This window comes from Rhodopirellula sp. SH410, assembly GCF_055811895.1.
Genome location: NZ_CM147949.1, coordinates 5,871,562 through 5,891,770, shown reverse-complemented (window position 1 = coordinate 5,891,770; position 20,209 = coordinate 5,871,562). Strand labels below are relative to the sequence as shown.

The 20,209-nt window shown below is 56.1% G+C and carries 15 protein-coding genes; 7 read left to right on the top strand and 8 right to left on the bottom strand.

Translation table 11 applies throughout. The annotated features are described in order from the left end of the window. Positions 1–1,289 precede the first annotated feature (1,289 nt). The 3 genes from SH410x_RS21665 to SH410x_RS21655 all read left to right on the top strand — a co-directional run bounded on the left by SH410x_RS21665 (position 1,290) and on the right by SH410x_RS21655 (position 4,822). Positions 1,290–1,520, top strand: coding sequence for a hypothetical protein (locus SH410x_RS21665; protein ID WP_473670663.1), 231 nt, complete (start codon positions 1,290–1,292; stop codon positions 1,518–1,520). A gap of 104 nt (positions 1,521–1,624) precedes the next feature. Continuing rightward, the gene (locus SH410x_RS21660; RefSeq protein ID WP_473670661.1) at positions 1,625–2,233 is read left to right on the top strand and encodes an RNA polymerase sigma factor; all 609 of its coding nucleotides are present in this window, start codon (positions 1,625–1,627) and stop codon (positions 2,231–2,233) included. An 87-nt stretch (positions 2,234–2,320) separates the two neighbouring features. Continuing rightward, positions 2,321–4,822, top strand: coding sequence for an SUMF1/EgtB/PvdO family nonheme iron enzyme (locus tag SH410x_RS21655; RefSeq protein WP_473670659.1), 2,502 nt, complete (start codon positions 2,321–2,323; stop codon positions 4,820–4,822). A 645-nt stretch (positions 4,823–5,467) separates the two neighbouring features. Here SH410x_RS21655 and SH410x_RS21650 read toward each other — a convergent pair. Next, complete coding sequence (locus tag SH410x_RS21650; RefSeq protein ID WP_473670657.1) at positions 5,468–6,001, bottom strand: hypothetical protein; 534 nt, start codon at positions 5,999–6,001, stop codon at positions 5,468–5,470. A 30-nt stretch (positions 6,002–6,031) separates the two neighbouring features. Here SH410x_RS21650 and SH410x_RS21645 point away from each other — a divergent pair, with 30 nt between their 5' ends. Continuing rightward, entirely contained in the window at positions 6,032–6,487 is a 456-nt protein-coding gene (locus SH410x_RS21645; protein ID WP_473670656.1) for a hypothetical protein, read from the top strand. A gap of 76 nt (positions 6,488–6,563) precedes the next feature. Here the strand turns inward: SH410x_RS21645 and SH410x_RS21640 are convergent, their stop codons facing one another. From SH410x_RS21640 to SH410x_RS21630, 3 genes are read right to left on the bottom strand one after another with little or no spacing between them, the layout of a single operon-like run. After that, positions 6,564–7,589, bottom strand: a complete 1,026-nt coding sequence (locus tag SH410x_RS21640; protein WP_473670654.1) for a glycosyltransferase — start codon at positions 7,587–7,589, stop codon at positions 6,564–6,566. 26 nt (positions 7,590–7,615) lie between these two features. Next, positions 7,616–8,464, bottom strand: coding sequence for a LicD family protein (locus SH410x_RS21635; RefSeq protein ID WP_473677367.1), 849 nt, complete (start codon positions 8,462–8,464; stop codon positions 7,616–7,618). A 59-nt stretch (positions 8,465–8,523) separates the two neighbouring features. Next, the gene (locus SH410x_RS21630) at positions 8,524–10,380 is read right to left on the bottom strand and encodes a glycosyltransferase family 2 protein (RefSeq protein ID WP_473670653.1); all 1,857 of its coding nucleotides are present in this window, start codon (positions 10,378–10,380) and stop codon (positions 8,524–8,526) included. A gap of 54 nt (positions 10,381–10,434) precedes the next feature. Between SH410x_RS21630 and SH410x_RS21625 the strand changes: the two genes are divergently transcribed. Beyond that, on the top strand, positions 10,435–10,608 hold the full coding sequence (locus SH410x_RS21625; protein WP_473670651.1) for a hypothetical protein: 174 nt from the start codon (positions 10,435–10,437) through the stop codon (positions 10,606–10,608). 145 nt (positions 10,609–10,753) lie between these two features. On the opposite strand, the gene SH410x_RS21620 is transcribed toward SH410x_RS21625, so the two are convergent. Beyond that, the gene (locus tag SH410x_RS21620) at positions 10,754–11,194 is read right to left on the bottom strand and encodes a hypothetical protein (RefSeq protein ID WP_473670650.1); all 441 of its coding nucleotides are present in this window, start codon (positions 11,192–11,194) and stop codon (positions 10,754–10,756) included. Between SH410x_RS21620 and SH410x_RS21615 the strand changes: the two genes are divergently transcribed. Further along, positions 11,154–16,910, top strand: a complete 5,757-nt coding sequence (locus SH410x_RS21615; RefSeq protein ID WP_473670648.1) for an RHS repeat domain-containing protein — start codon at positions 11,154–11,156, stop codon at positions 16,908–16,910. The two genes, SH410x_RS21620 and SH410x_RS21615, sit on opposite strands and share 41 nt — an antisense overlap. 125 nt (positions 16,911–17,035) lie before the next feature. Further along, positions 17,036–17,437 (top strand): hypothetical protein, encoded by a 402-nt coding sequence (locus tag SH410x_RS21610; RefSeq protein WP_473670646.1) that lies wholly within the window; start codon positions 17,036–17,038, stop codon positions 17,435–17,437. A 196-nt stretch (positions 17,438–17,633) separates the two neighbouring features. Here SH410x_RS21610 and SH410x_RS21605 read toward each other — a convergent pair whose 3' ends face one another. From SH410x_RS21605 to SH410x_RS21595, 3 genes are all read right to left on the bottom strand, one after another. After that, positions 17,634–18,305: a hypothetical protein gene (locus SH410x_RS21605; protein ID WP_473670644.1), complete on the bottom strand. Its 672-nt coding sequence runs from the start codon at positions 18,303–18,305 to the stop codon at positions 17,634–17,636. A gap of 682 nt (positions 18,306–18,987) precedes the next feature. Beyond that, positions 18,988–19,308, bottom strand: a complete 321-nt coding sequence (locus SH410x_RS21600; protein WP_473670643.1) for a hypothetical protein — start codon at positions 19,306–19,308, stop codon at positions 18,988–18,990. 46 nt (positions 19,309–19,354) lie between these two features. Beyond that, complete coding sequence (locus tag SH410x_RS21595; protein ID WP_473670642.1) at positions 19,355–20,158, bottom strand: AAA family ATPase; 804 nt, start codon at positions 20,156–20,158, stop codon at positions 19,355–19,357. Positions 20,159–20,209 lie beyond the last annotated feature (51 nt).

The window sequence follows — 20,209 nt, the reverse complement described above, 5'->3', positions numbered from 1 at the left end:
TCTTGGCCAAAACAGCATCGGTCACGGTCAGTCCTCCTTTCGTTATGGGTTCTTGGGATTGAAAATCGAGTCCAACCGAGGTGCTGTGTCGGGTGTGTAGGGTGTGCAGGGGTCTCTAATGGAGAAAACACCATTCGGGTTTTGCTTTCTGGACCCTTTGTTGCACCCACACAGTCGTTCTCTAGTGAGGAGAAACTACCCTTGCTGGACTCGCCCAATACCTATCGCACGGGCGTAACACGAAGGGTAGAATTTTCCCATGGTGCCGTGCTGGCAGAGCCTGAAAGGCGGTTAATGGCTTCATCTTGCCTGTTTCTCTTGGCTCTGATCGCGGACTTCGGATTGCCGGATTAGTAGCAGTGCGGAAGCCCCTGTGACGCAGTTGAGATGATTGGCGGAATCTGCTGCCTCGGGTCAGTCTCAGTACTCAAAGAAGCTACCAGCGGCCTCAGACGGGATAAGGACACCCTTAGCGATGGGAGCCAACTAAGCTGACGCCAACTTCGCAATTGCTGATGACGAAATGAAAGCTTTGGCCGGATTCGCGGCTGCTGCATTCGCGGTGAACGAGGCAGCAACGGCTACAGCAACTGGAAATCGGAAAGGAAGCCAAGTCGAGCGAACTGGATGAGCTAGTCGAGGAGCACGTGGGCGAAGTGGGCTTGATGGCTGAAGTGACGGGCGACAACGGCAAGGTCAGCAAAGGGAATGTCGACAGGCGAGCCAAAGCACTCGTTAAGGCAATCCGTGTTGAAGATCTCCGGGATCGGCCGGTGCGCCCCGGCTCCTCAGAGCAAACGATAACTCAGGTATCTCTGCCGCCTGCTTGCCGGACGGTTTCCCGAATGCACGCCGCGCCTGATTGAGGCAAGACTGGTCCCCACGATTGCCTGCGATCCGGGTTTAAAAGCCGGATTTTGAAGTGCAGTCTCCGATCAAAATCTGCCGACAGGCAGCCGAGCAGTCAAAGCGTCACTGAGCCCAATCCGGCTGCGTGATGTCGGTGGGCGCCGAACACTTTACCTCGAAGCACCCTGCTTCCGGACGCGAGGCGTAGTCGATGTATGCGTCGGGAGATTCGCAGAGCCTCAGGGGCACCGAACTGGCATTTCATGGCCCCCAGGCCCATGTGGTGGCTGACGGGCATGCGGCGGCAATACAAGGACTCCCTGGGATTCGGGCCTTAGGTACTGGAGGGCTGGCCCTTCCTTGCTGTGTTCCTCCGCAGACTCTGTTACCCTTTGGGGGGCAGAACCCACAACGGTCTCACTCCACTGACGCCGCAGGCCGTGGCACAATTGCCCGCCCAGCCGGATCAGCCGTCTTCCTCGTTCTTGCTTGGCATTCCTTGGTATCACAATGTCGTTTTGATTGAGAAAATCATCGACGCGAGAGATGTACAGGTCGAACTGAGCAGCAATGCATTGAACTCAGCGGAAGTCCACGAAAGCCTGAAAGGTCTGATATTGAATCAACTGGGGCTGTACGAGAAACTCAAATCCCGAGCAACAGGAGCGTGAGCATGACGAGAAGCGAGAGACCAGAGAAAGATGAGCATAGTGGGGTTCCGATGCGACACGATGAACATTCCACGCCGCCATCGCACTCTCAATCTCAGTCCAGATTGGCAACTCGATCCAGCATGATCGTTGACTTGAAGGGGCTCTCGCCAGAGCGGTGGAACGAGTTTGTTGCCGTCTATTCGAAATGGCTGAGGTATTACATTCGGCACGAGGGGGTGCCACGCGAGGCAGTCGACGATGTGCTACAGGACGTTTTGAACTCACTATACGGGAGTATCGGTAAATTCGAACGAGATCCCAAGTTGGGCAAGTTTCGGGGCTGGATGCGGAATATCGTCCGCTGGAAGGCTGCCGACTACCGCCGAAAACGGCCCGAGGGCAAACTCGAGTTTGACCCTGCTTACTTTGACGCGGTGGAGGATCCGCTGGTCGAGTCCATGCTGGACCATTCCGCTGGCGAAGAGGGCCAAAGCAACGACGAGGATTTGAAGATACTCAGAGAGGCGGTCAGTGCCGCGATGAACATCGTTCGGAGCAAGGTCAAACCCAAGACCTGGGAGATGTTTGAGCGACGAGAGTTGAATGATGAGGATCCTGCCGACATTGCATCGGATCTGGGCGTGACGCTGGAAAACATCCGCATGAGCGTGAGTCGAGTCAAAGCGAAACTGCGAGAAATCCTCAGGGATGATTTTGCCCCGAAGTCATAGTTTGCTCAATTTCGTGTTACGGTCACGCGATAGGCATGTGCTAGGGCATTTCCTCGAAGACTGAAAACTCATTCACATTGTCTGCAAATGATCGCATCACCAACTTGCCCTGAGCGGGAGCACTTGATTCGCCTTAGCAGGGGAGAAATCTACGGCGACGAGATCGACGAATTGTACGATCACCTGGATTCTTGCCCGGAATGCCAGCAGATCTTCTTTGGCATCGAGAAGCCTGACGATAACTTTCGCAACTTGATCGCCGGGATCACCCCGGAAGACCTGAAACAAGCGAAAGTCTTCACTGATAGGGAGTTACTCAACGAAACAGCAGTTTCGGTCGTTGATTTCTTCTCGAACAAGGTCAATGCGTCCCGGCGAGAACCTGTCCTCCAGTTGCCGTGCACGATTCGGCAATACAACGTCACTCGGCTGATTGGCATGGGCGGCATGGGTGAGGTGTACGAGGCACAGCACACGAAGCTGAAACGGCGGGCCGCCGTCAAAGTCATTCGCAGTTTCCGACAGGAAGATCCGGCGGCCTACGACCAGTTCATCAAAGAGATTGAGACCGCTGGCCAATTGGGGCATCCCAACCTGGTGCTGGCCCACGATGCGTGGGAGGACAAAGGGTGTCACTACCTGATCCAGGAATACTTAGAAGGCGAGTCGCTTCACGAGTTAGGGCAGCACCAGAAGATCGGCGCGACTGCCGAGGTCATTGAGATTCTGCTCGGTACTTGCCGGGGTCTGGATCAACTTCACGCGCAGGGCTTCGTGCATCGGGACGTCACACCGCGAAATGTCATGCGGCTTCATGACGGCACGATCAAGCTGATTGATTTCGGACTGACTTTGGCGACTGAATCCGGAAAGACGGTCCCGCGATCTCGGGCCGGGACCCCGGGGTACATGTCGCCCGAGCAGACGCTGGGGAATGTTTCGATCGACCACCGGTCAGATATTTACTCAGTGGGCCGCGTGCTGATGTATTTACTCAGCAAGTTGCCTGAAGTTGTCACAGAACCGAAGCGAACCGAGCCCGTCCAGAAGCTCACTGCACTCGCGGAGCGATTGACGCAGCAGAAACCGAAGGATCGCCTTCAAAGCGTCTACGCCGTCATCGTGCTGCTGGAGCAACTTGAGTATCCGGACCTGCCGGCGCACGCGCCGTTGAAAGTGGACGCTCCTCCGATCGTTCCGCCACCTCCGCCGGTTTCACGTACTCAAGAGACCGAGCGGGCATTCCCTCGCATACGCACAGCTGTACCGGCAGACGCTGCGAAACCGAAACCGAAACCGAAGCCAAGACGTCGCGGCATCGGCGGGCTAATTCTGGTCGCGCTGATGCTCGCGGCGGGTGGATTCGCCGCATTTCAGATCCTCTTCAAGACTGACCGCCAAGCCACCGTTTTTGTCGAGAATCACCAACCCGGTGACGTCATTCGGATCACCAGCGAGGATGGGGAAGTTCGATCGGTTGAACTTGGGGATCAGGCGAAGTTCGTCGTTGATCGGGGTACATACAAGCTGTCACTCGAAGGCCCTGATCATCGTCGACTCAGCCCCGCCAGCATCACGGTCACAGGCCAAGACCAGCTGACGGTACAAATCGAGGACCGCATTGCTAAAAACAACGATATCGAGCCGACCATTGCTGCGCCGACCATTGCCGCGCCGATGGTTGCTGAGAACACCGCGCAGACCCCGAATGAGCAAGAGCCGATCAGCCAAGGGACCAGCACCGGTTCGGCTCCGTTAACGGCACCTCTCACCGCGACGGACATTCGACCCGTTCGCCAGGCTTGGAGCAACGACCGAAAGCTGCCGGAGATGATCACGGTTGGGATGCCCAACGATCGAGCCTTTCAGCTTGAGTTCGTTCTCATTCCGCCGGGCACTTTTGAAATGGGCATGCCGGCAACGCTGCCGATGATGCCAGGAAACAAGCAGGAATGGGCTGCCGCCAGTCGACCGGCTCATCAGGTCACGATCACGCAGCCGTTCTACCTGAGCCCCTACGAGGTGACGCAGAAGCAGTTTCGTGATGTCATGGGAGGCGGATTGACACCCGTCACGGGCGACGGAACCAAATTTCCCGCTACACAGATTCCGTGGGACGCCTGCGTCGACTTTTGCGATCGCTTATCCAATTCCGGAACGAACATCCCGGAAGGCGGTAACGTCCGTCTGCCCACTGAAGCCGAATGGGAGTATGCCTGCCGAGCCGGCACGACGACTCGATTTTGGAGCGGTGACGAGATCGGGCCGCGTCAGGCCAGCCTCAGGATCAGCGGTCGCGAGATGAAGCTGGAGCCCGTTAATTCATTCCAACCCAATCCGTTCGGCCTCTACCAGGTACACGGGAACGTTGCCGAATGGTGCTCAGACTGGTTTTCCCCGGGTTTCTACGCCTCATCCGGCAAAGCTGACCCCAGAGGCCCCACCGATGGCTCCCGCAAGGTGATCCGCGGCGGCGGCTATTCCAACCCGCCATTCTCTGCGACGTCTTATTGGCGGCAAAGTTACGAGCCCGACACCCGCAGCGGCAACATCGGCCTGCGGCCCGTCATTGAGCTGCCTGCCCGGTAACCGTCTGCCCTCGGTGGCACCGGATTTCGCTAGATTTCAGGGCGATTTCCATTTTCTGCAGTCTCCGTGTTACGCGCTTGAGATAGGTAGACACCCTGCCTTCAAACGCGATGCTCGATAGGCAGCACCGCACATCGCCCGGCCCACGCTTGAGGTCGTCAATCAGGGAGCTAGCTTCGCGAAACGATACGTCTTCGAGACGGTCGACGTTCAATCGTTCGCGGACCAGATGTGGGGGATCGACTTTTTGCACTCTGGTAATGGCGAAGATACTTGAACTATCAGATGGAATTTTCTTTCCCTGCATGAGCGAAACCGCCGGTGCATCTGCGTCCCCAAAGTGGTCGCCAGTTCATGCCGGGACTAGAATCCCGCGGATACTACGCAGTAGAATGATATTCGGCGCAGCTGCTGCATCACTCGTCACACAGGCCAGAGTGTGGTGCGAAAGTTCAATGCTCGATCTATCCGCAAGTCAGGCGGCCAGTCCAACCAGCAAGTTGGCTTTTTCATCACGTGACCAGCGGATAGCCATGCGTACGCATGGCTATCCGCTACGCATGACGGGATCCAGGACTCGATCAGTCAATGTTCCGCAGTCTAGGTCACGTCCGTCTCGGCAGACGGTCGCCTGCAATTGGCTTTTTAAAATCCGGCTTTTAAACCGCTCTTCGATACGCCTGGCAGCGGAGAAGGGAGCATCACCTCTTGCTTGGAATCTGGCTTGCTCGCCCCGATGTCGGGTCCAACCTGGAGACCTGTGACAACCTTTTTGACCAGCAGTAAGTCTTGCTGCTTGATCTTCGAGAGGCGGAAATGGGGCATGTCCACTGACGCCAAGTCGATGGGTTCATCAATGGCGGCATCCTCGCGAAGCAGTGGTGCGAGGTGTCGTGCGCACAGATTCAGTTTCTCCAAGTCGGTGCTGTCGCAATCGACGATTTGAGACAGGAATTCGTAGTAGCGAGTGAACGAGATGAGATCGGCACGAAAGATCCCCAAGGGGCGTTGTTCACGAGTCCCCAGAGGCAGCACGGCGGAACTCGTATCGGTGCCACTGCGGCAGAGCCTAACGCGATCGATGCGGAAAACTGGAGATGCAGACGATTGGCGATAGTTGCCGAGAATATTCAGAAGGCTGATTCGGACGACGAACGTCTTGAGTACGTCGCGACACAATCATGGCTTCCTCAATAGAGACCTGAGCGAATGCCTCTCTCGCCAGGAGATGCACCGGTCGAATCGGAACGGGGCGAGGAGCCCTTGCTTGCCGAGCTGCTTCGGCCAGCGGGAATCGGGCCCAACGATTGGCAACAGATGGCCAAGGACTCGACGACGATGACGGCGAAGACGACGAGTTCATTTTTGCGGCGATGCGGAACGTTTTTCACATCGGATACCTGGAAGGGCTCAGCGCACGCGACCGAGAGTGACCATACACAATCGCAAAAGCTCTGCCGGAACTACCTCCTAGTCATCGACGCGATGCCGCAGTCGGTCCCGTGGATCGTCATCGCCGTGGCCCGTCATTTCTTGGTTGCTGATTCCCGCGACGAAGCCGCAACGATGATCATGGAAGCCATCACAGAGCGTTTCGGTGAGATCATCGCCATGGACCGATTCCATCACGGAGACGTGACGCTGGCCCGCTCCTTGGCTGTCTAATCTAGATTGACAGCGGTGATGTTGACGAGATCACCGGGGATGTTCGCACTGCCTATCCGTCATAAATGGTCGATAATCAACGACCATCGTACACAGCCAGTTCACTGAAAAAGTTCTTCCAATCGTCCGCGGTAGACGCCATCGACCAGTGTGACGCGAGCCAATTCCGGGCTTCACGAATCATCGCTTTCCGCTCCTCGACCTCGTAAGCGGCTCGCGAAGCGTAGTACACGAAGTCGCGTTGGTCCGAACAGAGGAATCCAGTCTTGCCGTGTTGAACTAAGTCGCGCCAGCCACCGCGGTCGTCCACGATCAGCAGGCATCCGCTCGCCATCGCTTCGAAGCCCACGCGAGGAAGGTTCTCGTATGTCTCGGTGGCTTGGATGATGCAGTGAGACTGTTTGTAGACAGCCTGCGGCGTCATCTCTCCTGGCGGATAGGCACGGATCCAATCTGGCTCTTGTCCAATTTTTGCGCGCACGCCCGCGTCGACGCCCAGCATGATCCCGCATTTCAGCACAGGTGCCACCATCGTTTCATAAATCCACAACTGGGCCGGATGAAACTTCCCCGGATCTGCGCGAGAAAGACGGGCGAACCGAAAGGTCTCTTCATCGCGATCTTCGATAAATGGAAAGGCATCCAAGTGAAAGTGTGGCCGCACCTTAATCGGCCGGTAGGTGTCGTTGATCGACCTCAACTCAGAGGACACCTTCTCCATGGCGTGGTCCGTTTGGTAGAGAAAGAAGTCAATCATGCCACGGGCGTGCATCGCTTTTTCTTTCTCAAACAACCACGTCATGCAGTTGACGAAAGTGGTTGACTTGGCATGTGACCGGATCGCATCGAGGTTATCCAAGAACCCTGCATTGCAATAGGAAATGACGTGTCTCCCCGCACACGCGTTCCAGTCGCAGGGCTCGTGGACGATGCAACCGCGTTCGCCCATCCCCATCAGGTGGCAGTTGTGATCCATGGGGCCGGTGTGAACCAGGTGCACCTTCACGCCCAGTTTCTGCCAAACATGGATCTGATGATCTAGTTCTGTATCAGCCCCGCCAAGGCGGGATGGATACCCAATCACGCAAATTTCATCGATCAACGAATCTTCCCTGGCTTTCAGATGAGCTAACGCGGGTAGAGAAAGAATGGCTTTGTGGGGTCGCGATAGGCAGATGTGGAGTCCTTGCGAACGAGAACCTCTGGCGCCCACCGATCCCAGAAAAGCGCTATTCCATGGTCCTCGATTCTCTCGTAGCGTCCTTCGTCAACGCCCGGCCTGCTCATCCGCCCGTCCGAGAAAAAATGGACGGGACCTGACCAACTCGGATGCTCACCATGGTAGACAACCACTGAGTCGTCGGTGAAATCTAGATTCACATTGAACATCGGAAATTCATGAGCCAAGTCTGCGATCCTACGTCGTTCAGATGGCTCGCTATAGGAGCCTTCGGAGCGATGGCTATAGCTACTTGAGGACGGCTGGCGGTTCCAGTAAGGGTAAATCTGGTTTAAGAGAGTCTCGGGAGACCTGGGAACCGGAAGCTCCAAAGGCCCGAAACTCACTTTTTGCAATGGCAGCACGGCCGATTTATCGACGACAGCGAAGAAACGATGGTACATATACTCGATGATGATCGTCGACGAAGTTTCATCATAGAGCGTGATATCAGCAAACGGCCAGCTCCAATCGGCCCCGGTCTGGTACATGGCAGCTCGTGGATTCCAGATCTTTGCAAGGAAGGGCCCTAGGCGACGGAATTCCCAGCCGTTCGCTGCTGCCGTCGCTTGCAGTTCAGAGATTCTTTCGCGAGGAAATGCTACGTCCAAGTCGTCATCCCAGGGAATGACATCGTGATGCCGCCACGCTCCGAGTAGTGTCCCGTGAGAGAGCCACCATGGATAACCGAGAGCATCAAGCAGGCTACCCGCCTGCGTCACAGTCTCGTAAAGACACTGTTTTTCAGTATCACTCATTCGGGTAGTGAACATCGTCGACTCTGCCTGTATTTGTAGTGTCACGATACGCAACCGCCTCAGTACATCTGCGGCGACGAGGTGATTTCACGAGGGTTCGATTGTGCAATTAGTTCTTCGATGACGAAATGATACTCGACACTCTTCCACTGATTACTTTCGTCGTCATGGAACAGCGTTTCCGCCGGCCAATCGTCCCACAGAAGGCTCAACACGTTCTGATCGGACCATTCGTAACGTCCTCGGTCGCCGTGGCACGCTTGCATCGTGCCATCAGGATACAAGGAAATCTTTCCAGCCCAGTCCCTATGCGAGACGGAAAAATGCCTGACCTCGCGGTCTGCTGCCCGGCTTACTGCATAGGCGTGGAAATCGCTTTGCGGCGGGTTTTGATAGTTCTCGTGTCGACAGCGTTCTGGATGCCACTGGTGATAGAAGCCAGCTCCCTCGTCACGGCGAATATTTGCGATCCTGCGTACTCGCTCGTAAAAGATGTCGTCCTCGCCGCCCCAGCTTTGGAACTCGGGAACTCCTCCGGACGCGGCGAACATTTGTTTGGATAGAAACACATTACCGAAGCTCGCATGCTCCAAGTCGAGCAAGCCTCCGTGAATGTTCAGATAGCGGAAAACGGGGAAATACGCCGTCGCCTGATCGATCGCTTCGATTCCATCACGCATCAACTGGGCCGTCACCAGCATGTCAGCATCCAGGAATAACAATCGATCGCTCGAAGCATGCATCGCAGACATATTGAGACCACGCCCCCGGGAAAAGCCTTCCGTCAAGTTGAAGTGCTTTAGCGTCAAGCTACCTGCGGTATTTGCAAGCCACTGAGAAAGTGGCCAGTCGTCTGAGTTGAAATCTGCGACTACCAACTCCACGGTCGCACGATGTGAAAACAGCGATCCCTGCGGACTGGGCTCAACCCGAGTCTCCATAAGCTCTCGGGACGCTGCGACGATCGTCTCCACACACTTTGGAAATAGCTCCAACAGATGATCCTGATGGGCAATCCGAGAACGGTTTTTGAGGCTGACGCATACCGATAACGCTGGAAGATTCGAACAGAGCGAATCTTTGGTGGACAGCTCCCCCGATTTCGTAGCGGCTTCAGTGTGAGTTGCGACAATAGACTCAGCGGCCTGGCGAAGACATGGGTCCGCGATGGGTATTGGGCGAACGTTGAACTCCCCAGGTGCCGAATCGAGTGATTTTTGGCCGCCGTTGATCGAGAGATGCTGGTAGGGCGACGCACCCCGCAAAATTCCTGGTCGCTTGTACTTCAGTACCGGCATCGTAATGAACGGCAGCCCGAGAAACTCGTGTATCCGCTTAAAGAAGACCGCATCTTCACCCAAACTCTGTTGCGGATATCCCCCAACGGTCTCCCAGAGTTTCTTCGTAAAGCAACAAAATCCATGACTTACCCAGCCGGGCGTGGATTGATTGTCGTGCAAATTGGCGTCACCCCAGTACGCCCAAAATTCGCTCGGTCGGTAGAAGGCTGCTTGGCGGGACAACATTTCGCGCACTGCATCTGAGAATCTCCACGGCAGATAAACGTCATCGTCGTCCCATACGGCAATGACCTCCCCCACGGCGAGTTCGATGCAAGCATTGCGTTTCTCGCCCAGTGTTGCATACCGTTGAGACTGGTTGACGACGCGCACCTGCGGATGGTCAAAGCGAAAGATCTGTCCGTCACAATCGTTCAGGATGATGAGCTCTTTTTGCGGATAGTCTTGAGCCAAAAACATCGCAACGGATTCACTGACTAACTCAGGGCGTCCAAACGTTGGCATGATTGCCGAGACCACTGGTTTGTTGCCCGTGGACAGGCATGCAGCCACTTTCTGAGAATCCGACAGATCCGAAATTGTCGCGAGAGAGTGGTCAGTCTGTCGTGGTTGCATGCTAAGAACACGTAATGGCACGGACGCGATATTGGCTCAGGGATCACGAGGTCAATGAGCAACGGAGCCCCTGTGCCTGGTGTCACGCATGGCTTCGCCACGTCGAGCCAGAAGGGCGTCTACTCTCGCAGTCGCCAAGCCGAGTGTCAATCTCATCAGAGCAAGTCTTCGATCACCGATCACCGCGAGCCGCATGGCTATCTCGTTAAGTTGGTGACCCGTTATTGAATGCGATTCTCACAGGCGATTGCGTCTTTGGCACAAGTGTCCCGAAACATTGGTTGTGAATTAAAACGCTATTTGCGGAAAAACGCACCCCCCATTAGCTTTCGCGCTTGACACTGCTCCTTCGCGATTCAACACTGGCTTCAACTCACGCCTTCCCGCATCGAAAGAGTCGATCGATGAGTTCTAGTAGCAGCAGTGGTTTTTCGAGTTCCAGCAGTTCTTCGTCTGGATCTTCGTCGTCGAGTAGCTCTCCTTCGACGAGCAGCTCATCCTCCAGCGACTCGCTCAGCTCATCTTCATCGGGTTCGCACTCGAGCTCTTCTTCGGGTGGTAACTCGTCGAGCAGTTCAACAGGATCCTCGTCATCCAGTAGCTCGCTCAGTTCTTCGTCTTCGAGCGGGGGCTCGTCAAGCAGTTCGTGGCCATCGAGTTCATCATCCAGTCCCTGGCAAGGCCCGGGTCCTTTGCCCGATCCAGGACCACCCGACGAGCCTTGCGATCTCCCTCCAAGTGATTCGATGTCATCGTCCGGCGGCGGGGCGAGTATGGCAAGATCGGCAGGTAGTGGTTCTGACGATGCCGGCACGTGTCCACTACCGCCCGAGAATCTATGTTCAACAGACGTTGATGGCGTCCCGAGTCAAAGCGGTGCACCGGTTCGCTACTTCAACGGCGAGTTGCAACTGGCTGTCACGGACCTGCAGGCGTTTGGAGCCGGTGGCCCCTGGGCACAGCGACGCCAGTACAGCAATCAACTCCAGGGTCAGAACGAAGTGGGACTGGGCTATAATTGGATCGTCGAAGCGTGGCCTTACCTACTGAAGGGACCAGACGGGACGATCGCGTTTGTTCGCAGTACCCGCAATGCGATGTGGTTCGACCGCGTCGAATCCGGTGGTGACGTCTCGTTCGTAGCACGCTACGGCGGTAAATCCACATTGACGCACGACTGCGATTCGCGTCAATACGTCCTCACGCAGCCCTCCGGTGAGATTTGGTTCTTCAAAGACTTTGGTGACGAACCCTGCGGCTCAACATCATCCTCGAGCGCATCGGGTACCCAGCCGCTGCCAGGTCAGTTGACCGGCATGATCGACGTATCAGGACAGCAGACCGATGTGGTTGCCTACTCTGCCTCGGGGCGGATCCAGACGATTCAGCGTGAAACGGTTGTGGGCAGCGACACTACCACGACTCAATTTGAATATGAATTCAACGGCATGGGGCTCACCACCTCGGTGACTTACCGCCGCCAGGTCAACACGGACGGCTGGGTCAACATCCGCCGCGTGACGTACGAATACTACGATGGCTCGAACAGCTTCGGCTCTTCGGGTGACCTGATGCGTGTGCGCATCCAGGTGCCTTCGGGGGCCACTTGGGTCAATGTCAAGCAGAGCTACTATCGCTACTACAAAACGGGTGACCCAAAAGGTTTTCAGCATGGCTTGCGATATGTCGTCGAGCCCGACGGTTACGAAGACCTGCTGGCTGATTCGCTCGATCCTACCACGGTCAGCAACGGAGTGCTCCTGCAATACGCCAAGTACTGCTTTGAGTATGACGCTCAGCACCGAGTGACGAAAGAGATTGTTGATCGTGGATCGCTCACATACACCTTTGCGTACGAGCAAAGCCTGAATGCCGATGGCTACAACAACTGGAGCCGCAAGACCACCGAGACGCGTCCGGGAGGTTCCGTCAATACGGTTTACACCAACTTCATCGGACAGGGCCTGCTCAGTGAGCTCACCTCTGGGGCCGATCAGTGGCTACGTGCCAACGCGTACGATGACGCGGGGCGACTCCTGCAAGTGGCATTGCCCTCCGCCGTGATTAGTTTTAATGAGGGTGATGCAGACCTCGGGATCACGCTGCGATCCACAGAGGGTCTGATCAAGCTGCGTAGTTACTACTCGACCACGGGAAGCGGTGCAGTTGAAGGTTACCTGGAGTCGACTTTGCTGAAGCAGGGCAGCGGCGGCACACCAGTACTCCAAAGCGAATTGGAATACACCCAACGAACCGGTGGCGGGGCGACGATCTATCCGATCGCCAAGCAGACTCGGTACCGTGACGATGCCGGGGCCGAACCACTTGAAACGACCTACGCTTACCAGTGGTACGCCGACACGGTCCAAGTCAAGCAGCGAACGGTCACGCTGCCAGTAGTGACAACAGCCCAAAACGGTCCCAATACCGCGACCACTCAAAAGCAGTTTTATGATGAACGGGGTAACCTGACGTGGTCGATGGACGCCCGCGGGTTCATCACGCGAATGTTCTACGATCAAGTTCTCGGAGCGATGCTGCAGCGAATTGACGATGCCGACACCTCGTTGCTCTCCGGCGTGCCAGCGGGCTGGAGCACACCGAGCGGCGGTGGAAAACACTTGATTTCTGATTACGAGATCGATTCACGGGGACGCACGACCCAGCAACTGGGTCCTGTTCACACCATCGACATCGGCGGCACGGCTACTGCGGTGCGACGTGCCCACTGGACGGTTTACAAAGATGCTGAGCACGCGACCTGGACCGCCAGCGGCTACGCCACCGGAACGGCACCTGCTTACACCTACACGCTGATCAACCCGGTCAACATCCAGCAACGGGATGCACGCGGCAATATTCTGGAGCAGATCCAAGTGCCGCGTGGATCAACCTCGGGCCGTCTGCAGCCCACCGATACGTTCTCGCAAGCGTCGTTCACGAGCTGGACCACGTGGCACTACACCGATTGCTGCTTGGTCTCGTCGACACGCGTCTATCACACCATCCCGGCCTCTGGCGAAGGATCCAGTGGGACCAACTACGACCAGACAACCTACGGCTACGACAGCCAGAAGCGGCAGAACCTGCAGATTTCGCCCGGCGGCACCATTAGCCAACGTGTTCACGACGTTCGCGACAACGTCATCGCGATCTTTGTGGGCACCAATGACACTGGGTCCACCGAGTCCGACCCAACCGGCGGCGGTGCCTCGGGCAATAACATGGTCCAGGTCAGCGGCTCTGTCTTCGACAACGGCAATGACGGGGGCGATAACAACCTCACCAGCCAGATCGCTTACGTCGATGGCGTCAACACCCGCACCACCACGTTCACCTATGACTGGCGCAACCGCCGCGTGGACACCAACGGGGAGCTCGATCTCTTCCTGCGAATTGTCTATGACAACCTGAACCGGGTGATCCAGTCCGACCGCTACGATACTTCCGCCAGCGGTAATCTGGTCTCCCGAAATTTGACCAAGTACGACAACCTGGGACGGGTTTACCAGTCCATCGGCTATGCAGTCGATCCCAACACGGGCACGGTCGGCAACCCGATCACCAGCAATACCTGGTTCGATGCGGTCGGCAACCCGGTCAAATCCATGGCTGGAGGTTCGAGCCGCTTTACCAAACAAGTCTTTGACAGCACGGGCTGGATGGTCCACTCGTATACCGGCTATGGCAACGACACGACCTATGCCGATGCCCTGAGCGTCACCGGCGACGTGATCCTCTCGCAAACGGACATGGCTTACGACGATGCGGGAAACACGATCCAATCCACCACGCGGCAACGCTACCACAATGCCCCGGCCGCCCAGACCGGTGAGTTGGGCTCGCCCTCGGCGACGCCCAATGCACGTGTTCAGTACTCAGCGAGCTACCCGGACGCCGTGGGCCGCATGATCGCCTCGGCCGAGTATGGAACCAACGGTGGCACGGCCCTGACCCGTTCGGCCACGATTCCCGCCAGTAGCGATACGGTCCTCGTCTCCCGGCAAGTCTACGATAGCGCGGGTCGACTGCGCGACAGTATCGACCCTGCCGGCAAGATTTCGCGGACCATTTACGATGCGGCCAGTCGCCAGAGCGAAACGATCGATAACGTCGTCGATCCACCCGCCAGCTCGAGCACCGGCACTGCCTGCACAGCATCGGACGATCAGAACCAAACCGTGCGGTTCACGTTCACACCCGATGGTGATCTCAAAACACTCACCGCCATCAACGCCTCCACCGGCAATCAGGTGACGCAGTACATCTACGGCACCACGCTTTCAGACAGCGCGATCGCCTCCAGCAGCCTGCTGCGTCGTGAGATCTATCCGGATTCAACCGGCACGTCCGATAGCGTCAGCTACACGTACAACCGCCAGTCGCAACGGACCAGCCTCACGGATCAAAACGGTACGACCCGCCAGTACGACTTCGACGCCCTCGGTCGTCAGACGCAAGACCGGGTGACGACCTTGGGCGCAGGCGTCGACGGAACCATTCGCCGCGTGGAGCAAACCTACGATGTTCGCGGGAATGTCTCGGCGGTGACCTGCTATAATAACGCATCGGTCGGCAGCGGCTCGATCGAGAATCAAATCAACCGACAGTTCGATGGGTTCGGACAAGTGACGAAAACGTTCCAGTCGCACAGCGGCGCGGTCAACCCCGCCTCGACACCCAGCGTGGGACGGTCGTACACCGACGGCAGCGGGAACGTGCTGCGTCCCACCGCCACGCTCTATCCCAACGGGCGAGAAGTCACGCTCGACTACGGCAGCAGTGGCTCGATCACCGATAAACTGAACCAGGTGTCCAGCCTAGTCGATGATGATTCGACCGTCTTAGCCGCCTACGAATACCTGGGTTTAGGCACCTTCGTCCAACAGGACAGCACACAGGCCGATCTACGTTACACCCTGGTCTCGCCAACCCTGTCGACCGACCCCGGCACTGGCGACATCTACAGCGGTCTCGATCGCTTCGGTCGGGTAAAAGACGTTCGCTGGCGAGATGTCTCGGCAGGCACCGATCTATCCCGGGTCGAATATGGCTATGATCGGGCCAGCAACCGCACGTGGCGAGAGAACCCGTCGGATCCCAATCGGGAACACGACTGGCTGTACGCATACGACGGACTCAACCGCCTGCAGTCCGCTCAACGTGGCCAGCTCAGTGGCACGCACACCGCGCTCACATCGCTCGACGCCGCCCAATGCTGGACACTCGATCCGACGGGTAACTGGAAAGAATTCCGGCAGGATAAGAACGGCGACGGAACCTGGGATTTCAATCAGACGCGCACTGCGAACGAAGTCAACGAGATCACCGACATCAGCAACACGCCGAGCGACATCTGGGCCACGCCTGCCTATGACAAGAACGGCAACACGACTACGAACCCACGTCCGGACCTGGGTACGGACGCGACCATGACGGCGACGTTTGACGCGTGGAACCGGATGACCAAGCTAGTCGAGGACGCCACCTCCAACACGCTACTAGAGAACCAGTACGACGGGCGCAACTTCCGCGTTATGGCGAAGGAATACACGTCGGGAACAGTGGCGCGGACCCGAGACTACTACTTCACCGACGCTTGGCAGTGCGTGGAGGAACACGTTGACACCTCCAACACCCCGCGTCGTCAGTACGTGTGGGGAATGCGTTACATCGACGACCTCATACTCCGCGATCGTGATATCTCACCGTCGGGAGGACTCTTGACCGAGCGACTGTATTACCTGGCCGATGCCAACTGGAACACAACCGCGGTAGTGAGCGATTCGGGTAGCGTGCAAGAACGCTACGAGTACGACCCGTACGGTAACCTGAGCATCTTCGAGGCCAACTTCACGCCGCGAGCGGTCAGTAGTTACGCCGTCCACTACACTTATACTAGCCGGGAGTGGACACCGGATGCCGGGCTGTACTACTTCCGCAACCGCTGGTACGACGCTCAACTGGGCAGGTTTAGCTCCAGAGATCCGATCGGGTATGTCGGAAGCAAGGTTAATTTGTACTCGTATGCGAACAGTTCCCCTTTACGCTGGATGGACTTCAGCGGATGGTGCCCAAACACGGAAGACAATGAAGATGAAAAGGGACCATGTAAAGGCAAGGACATTGACCCAGAGTTCGCACCAACTATTGAACTGTGCAAGACAATATTTAAAGTGTTGCCGCTGATTAAAGACCCAACAGATATATGCAACTACTGCAAGAAGCTTCCTGGAGGAGACTATAATCCGGTGAAAAAGCTGTGCCAGAAAGCTTGCAAAGAAGCTAAACAAGCGACTGGGATACCAAGCTTAAAGGGCGAAGTTATTGAGTTTGTCTGCTGTAGCGGCACGCTGCCGGACGGAGTTCCTTCTGCCAAATGCGTCGGAAAAATGTTTGAGCGAGGACCAGTACCTAGTGATTTGGACGTTTTGAGATGCACGACCTGCTGCAGCACTGAAAAGGCCGGTAATCCTTCAGCCATAACGCTTTGCAATAAGGCCTGTTTGGGCAATGCGGGAGGGCGTTAGTATCCATGAATTCCGTCACGCACAAGTCTATACTAAGGTTTCGGGTCACGTTTTTGCTGTACCTCGTAGTTGTGATTGCACTAATCTCGGGATGGTGTTTAGATCGGTTTCGTCTTAGCAGACGCTTGGAAATCGTCGAGTCGATACATGAAAAAAAAATCGATAGTATGTACCTAGGTCTTTCGGTTCGCCAAGAAGCGATGACACTTGCTGATATTTGCAGTGAACACCAAAGACTGGAGGCCCCTAAATTCTCTCGTTATCTGCAAGGCACGCTCGTTTCGATGGTGATCAAACTGTTTTCCGTCCGAGACCGCGTGGACTCTATGAATCTTGATGACTCTGATGCCAGGACACTTGCACGAAAATTGGTGAAATTACTCGAGTGCGATACCGCAGCTGATTTTCGTGAAGTAGCGACCAGTCTCGGTTTTAGTGAAGCCGATTTTTTGCTTACCTATGACCCGAATGATAATGAACTTGGCGAGTTCTACAGATTTGTGTTTAAGGACGAAACAGAGGACTAGGCCTTAATCAAGCGAAGCTTGATTTAAGATTTGCCGTTGGCGGCGGATTTTCTTGGCGCGCAGTATCCACCCCGCCAGAGATGCTGGCAGTGAGATTCTTGTAGGTTGGTTGCTCATCGGCGAGGGGCTTTCTTGGGTCAGGCGTTGACGGCGGTATCAGTGCATCCAGACACTGACTTCGTTGAGACCACGCCCGTCAGCAACGAAGCGGACGACGGATGTTGGAATCAATTAGCAGTAGCACATCAACGGATGGCCGGTAGCTCAGCAAGCGGTACACCAAAGTCCGACTCCGGCGGATGATTTGAGCAGGGACCATCAAGATGCGGTCGCGGAAAGTTCGGAAGTCCATTCCGATCACACGTGATTTTGTCGCCGCTTGCTCGGTACGTTCTTGCTCCGTCCCGCTGGGCTTGATCAGCAGACCTGACCAAACTTTTAAATTCCAGGCCAATGATGCGATCACCATGTAGGCCCAGTTACTGGTTAGATCGCTCAGCGGTGCGCTCAGGCAACACTGCTTCAGTTGGGCGATGTTGTTCTCTTGATTGCACCGTGCGTTGGCGTCGACGACCACCTGGCGCGGCGACTTCATCTTCTTCGTCGCGTTAGTGATGTAGAAAAAGTAGACCGGCTGTTCCTTATCGAACAGCCGCATCTGCCCGCGAGTCAAATGTACTTCTTTATGAAGCACCACCACGCGGTAGGTCCGGTTGCACTTGCCCGGTTGATAGTCGAACTCAGCGATTCGTTCGCTGGCAAGTTTCTTGTTGAGGTAGCCATTCCTGACAACGATCTGCTCTTTAAATCGAGGCCGCCGAGCCCGTGGTTTCTCCACGGCCGGGTTCTGGCTACGCCTGCGTTTCATGGTCTTCCACGCCGAAGCAGAAGAAATCTAATGGGTCAGACCTCTTTGATGAGTGAACCATCATATGCACCGGATGGAAGCGACGTTCGAACGGTAGCCGACAGGCTGCCGTTTTTCGTTGGCGGACACGAAGTCCGCCACTCTTGCGGCACGAAGCCGCCCAAGCGTTGGTTCTTCCGGCGAGCGAAGCGACCGGGCGACGCACACGAAGTGCGTCGTGGCTGTTTCGGCTGGATGCCGCCACGCGCCGATAGATCGCTGAACGACGGCGACAGGACGTCGCCGCATGACTAAGCCCGGTGGCAGGATGCCACCCGGCGAACGCGGTCAAGGAAGGCCAGCGAAGAGAGGCCGACGCCGCGTTCGCCGGGTCGTTGTTACCGACCGAATTGCGGTCGCACTTTTTGCCGAATTGTGACTGTAGGGATTTGAAGCCCGAAATGGTCCTTTTGCCGAATTGTTGAGAATTCTGGAGAGCGTGTTTCGGGGCTGTGCGATAGGAGCGACCGAGTCGAGGCTCGAACCTGTTGTGCTCGAACCTGTTGTGCTCGAACCTGTTGTGCTCGGAGCCGTGTGTGCTCGGAGCCGTGTGTGCTCAGCGCATTAAAAAAGTGCGATCGCTTGGGCAAAGCGGTCGCACTGATTGAAAGAGCTTTGGCTGGGGGCCGATGCGATTGACTGATTAGGCCGAAGACTTTCTTTGGCCGAGGTCGCTTTGGTATTGCACAAGCCAGTTGCTCAGGATGTCGACCGCCGGCAAGAAGTCGTGGCCCTGCGTCATCATCAGATCGATGTTGTTGTAGTTCTGGCCGCAGCTAAAACAATGAGCGAGATTGTTCTTCGGGTTCACGGTCGCTCGAAGTTCTTTGCACGATGGGCATTGGAAACGGAAGTAGCCGTCGCTTTGTTTCGCTATCGGACCGTGCTGGCCGAGCCGAACGATCGTCAGTTTCATCGGTAGATCGTTGCGGATCGCGCGGAGTAAGTCGTTCGTCATCTTCATAACAGAAGCCTGGAGTTAGAGGGAGGGGAGGGAGCATTTTTGGGTCTTAAAAATCTGTTAGGTCGACTTCGTTTTGCCAGTGCGGTTGAAGCAACACGCGATTGACCAAGTCGATATCGATCGTCGTTCCAGCGGCGGCTCGGACCGCTTCGAGCATCGACGCTAAGCACAGGTTGCGGCACTTGCGCAACACTCCATCGGCAGAGCGGATAATCAACTCCGTTGCTCCAGCAGTGAACGTGCTGTGCGCTAGACCGATCGAATCGAGTTCACGTTCGATAAACGCGCGCATCACATCGTCGTGCAACCGCTTGGTGATCACCGAATACGTCACCCGGCTTTTCAAATCCAGGTTGACCGCCAAGTCCAGATCGGCGAGCAACTCCGGCTGGCCGACCAGAATCAGGTTGTGATTCTTCGGGAAATCTTCCAAGAGGAGTCGTAGTCGGCGAAGGTTATCCATCGCCATCAGATGGGCATCGTCGATCACCGTGACGAGCATCTTGCCACTGCGATTGAGGCTGAAGGCTTGCTGGATCAGCTTGCGTTCGCACTTGAACGCCGAGCTTTCAAACTCAATCCGAAACGCTTCACAGAGGATTTTTACTGTATTGGTATAGGTGTGCAGTGTGCGTGCAACCGTGGCGACCAAGTACTCTTTCTCGGGAAGTCGTTTGAGCGATTCTTTGATCACGGATTTGCCGGTGCCGGGTCTGCCGACGACCAGACATAGGCCGCCTTGTTGGCTGTGGACTCGGAGCGTGTCATGGATTTCCTGCTGATGTTGTAGTAGTTGGATGTCGCGTAGCGCGAAGGGATTTTCGGACAAGCCGAAGTAAGAACGGATCATGGTGAGGTGGACTTTTGGAAAAAGAAGGAGTTGGATCACGGTGGATTGGCT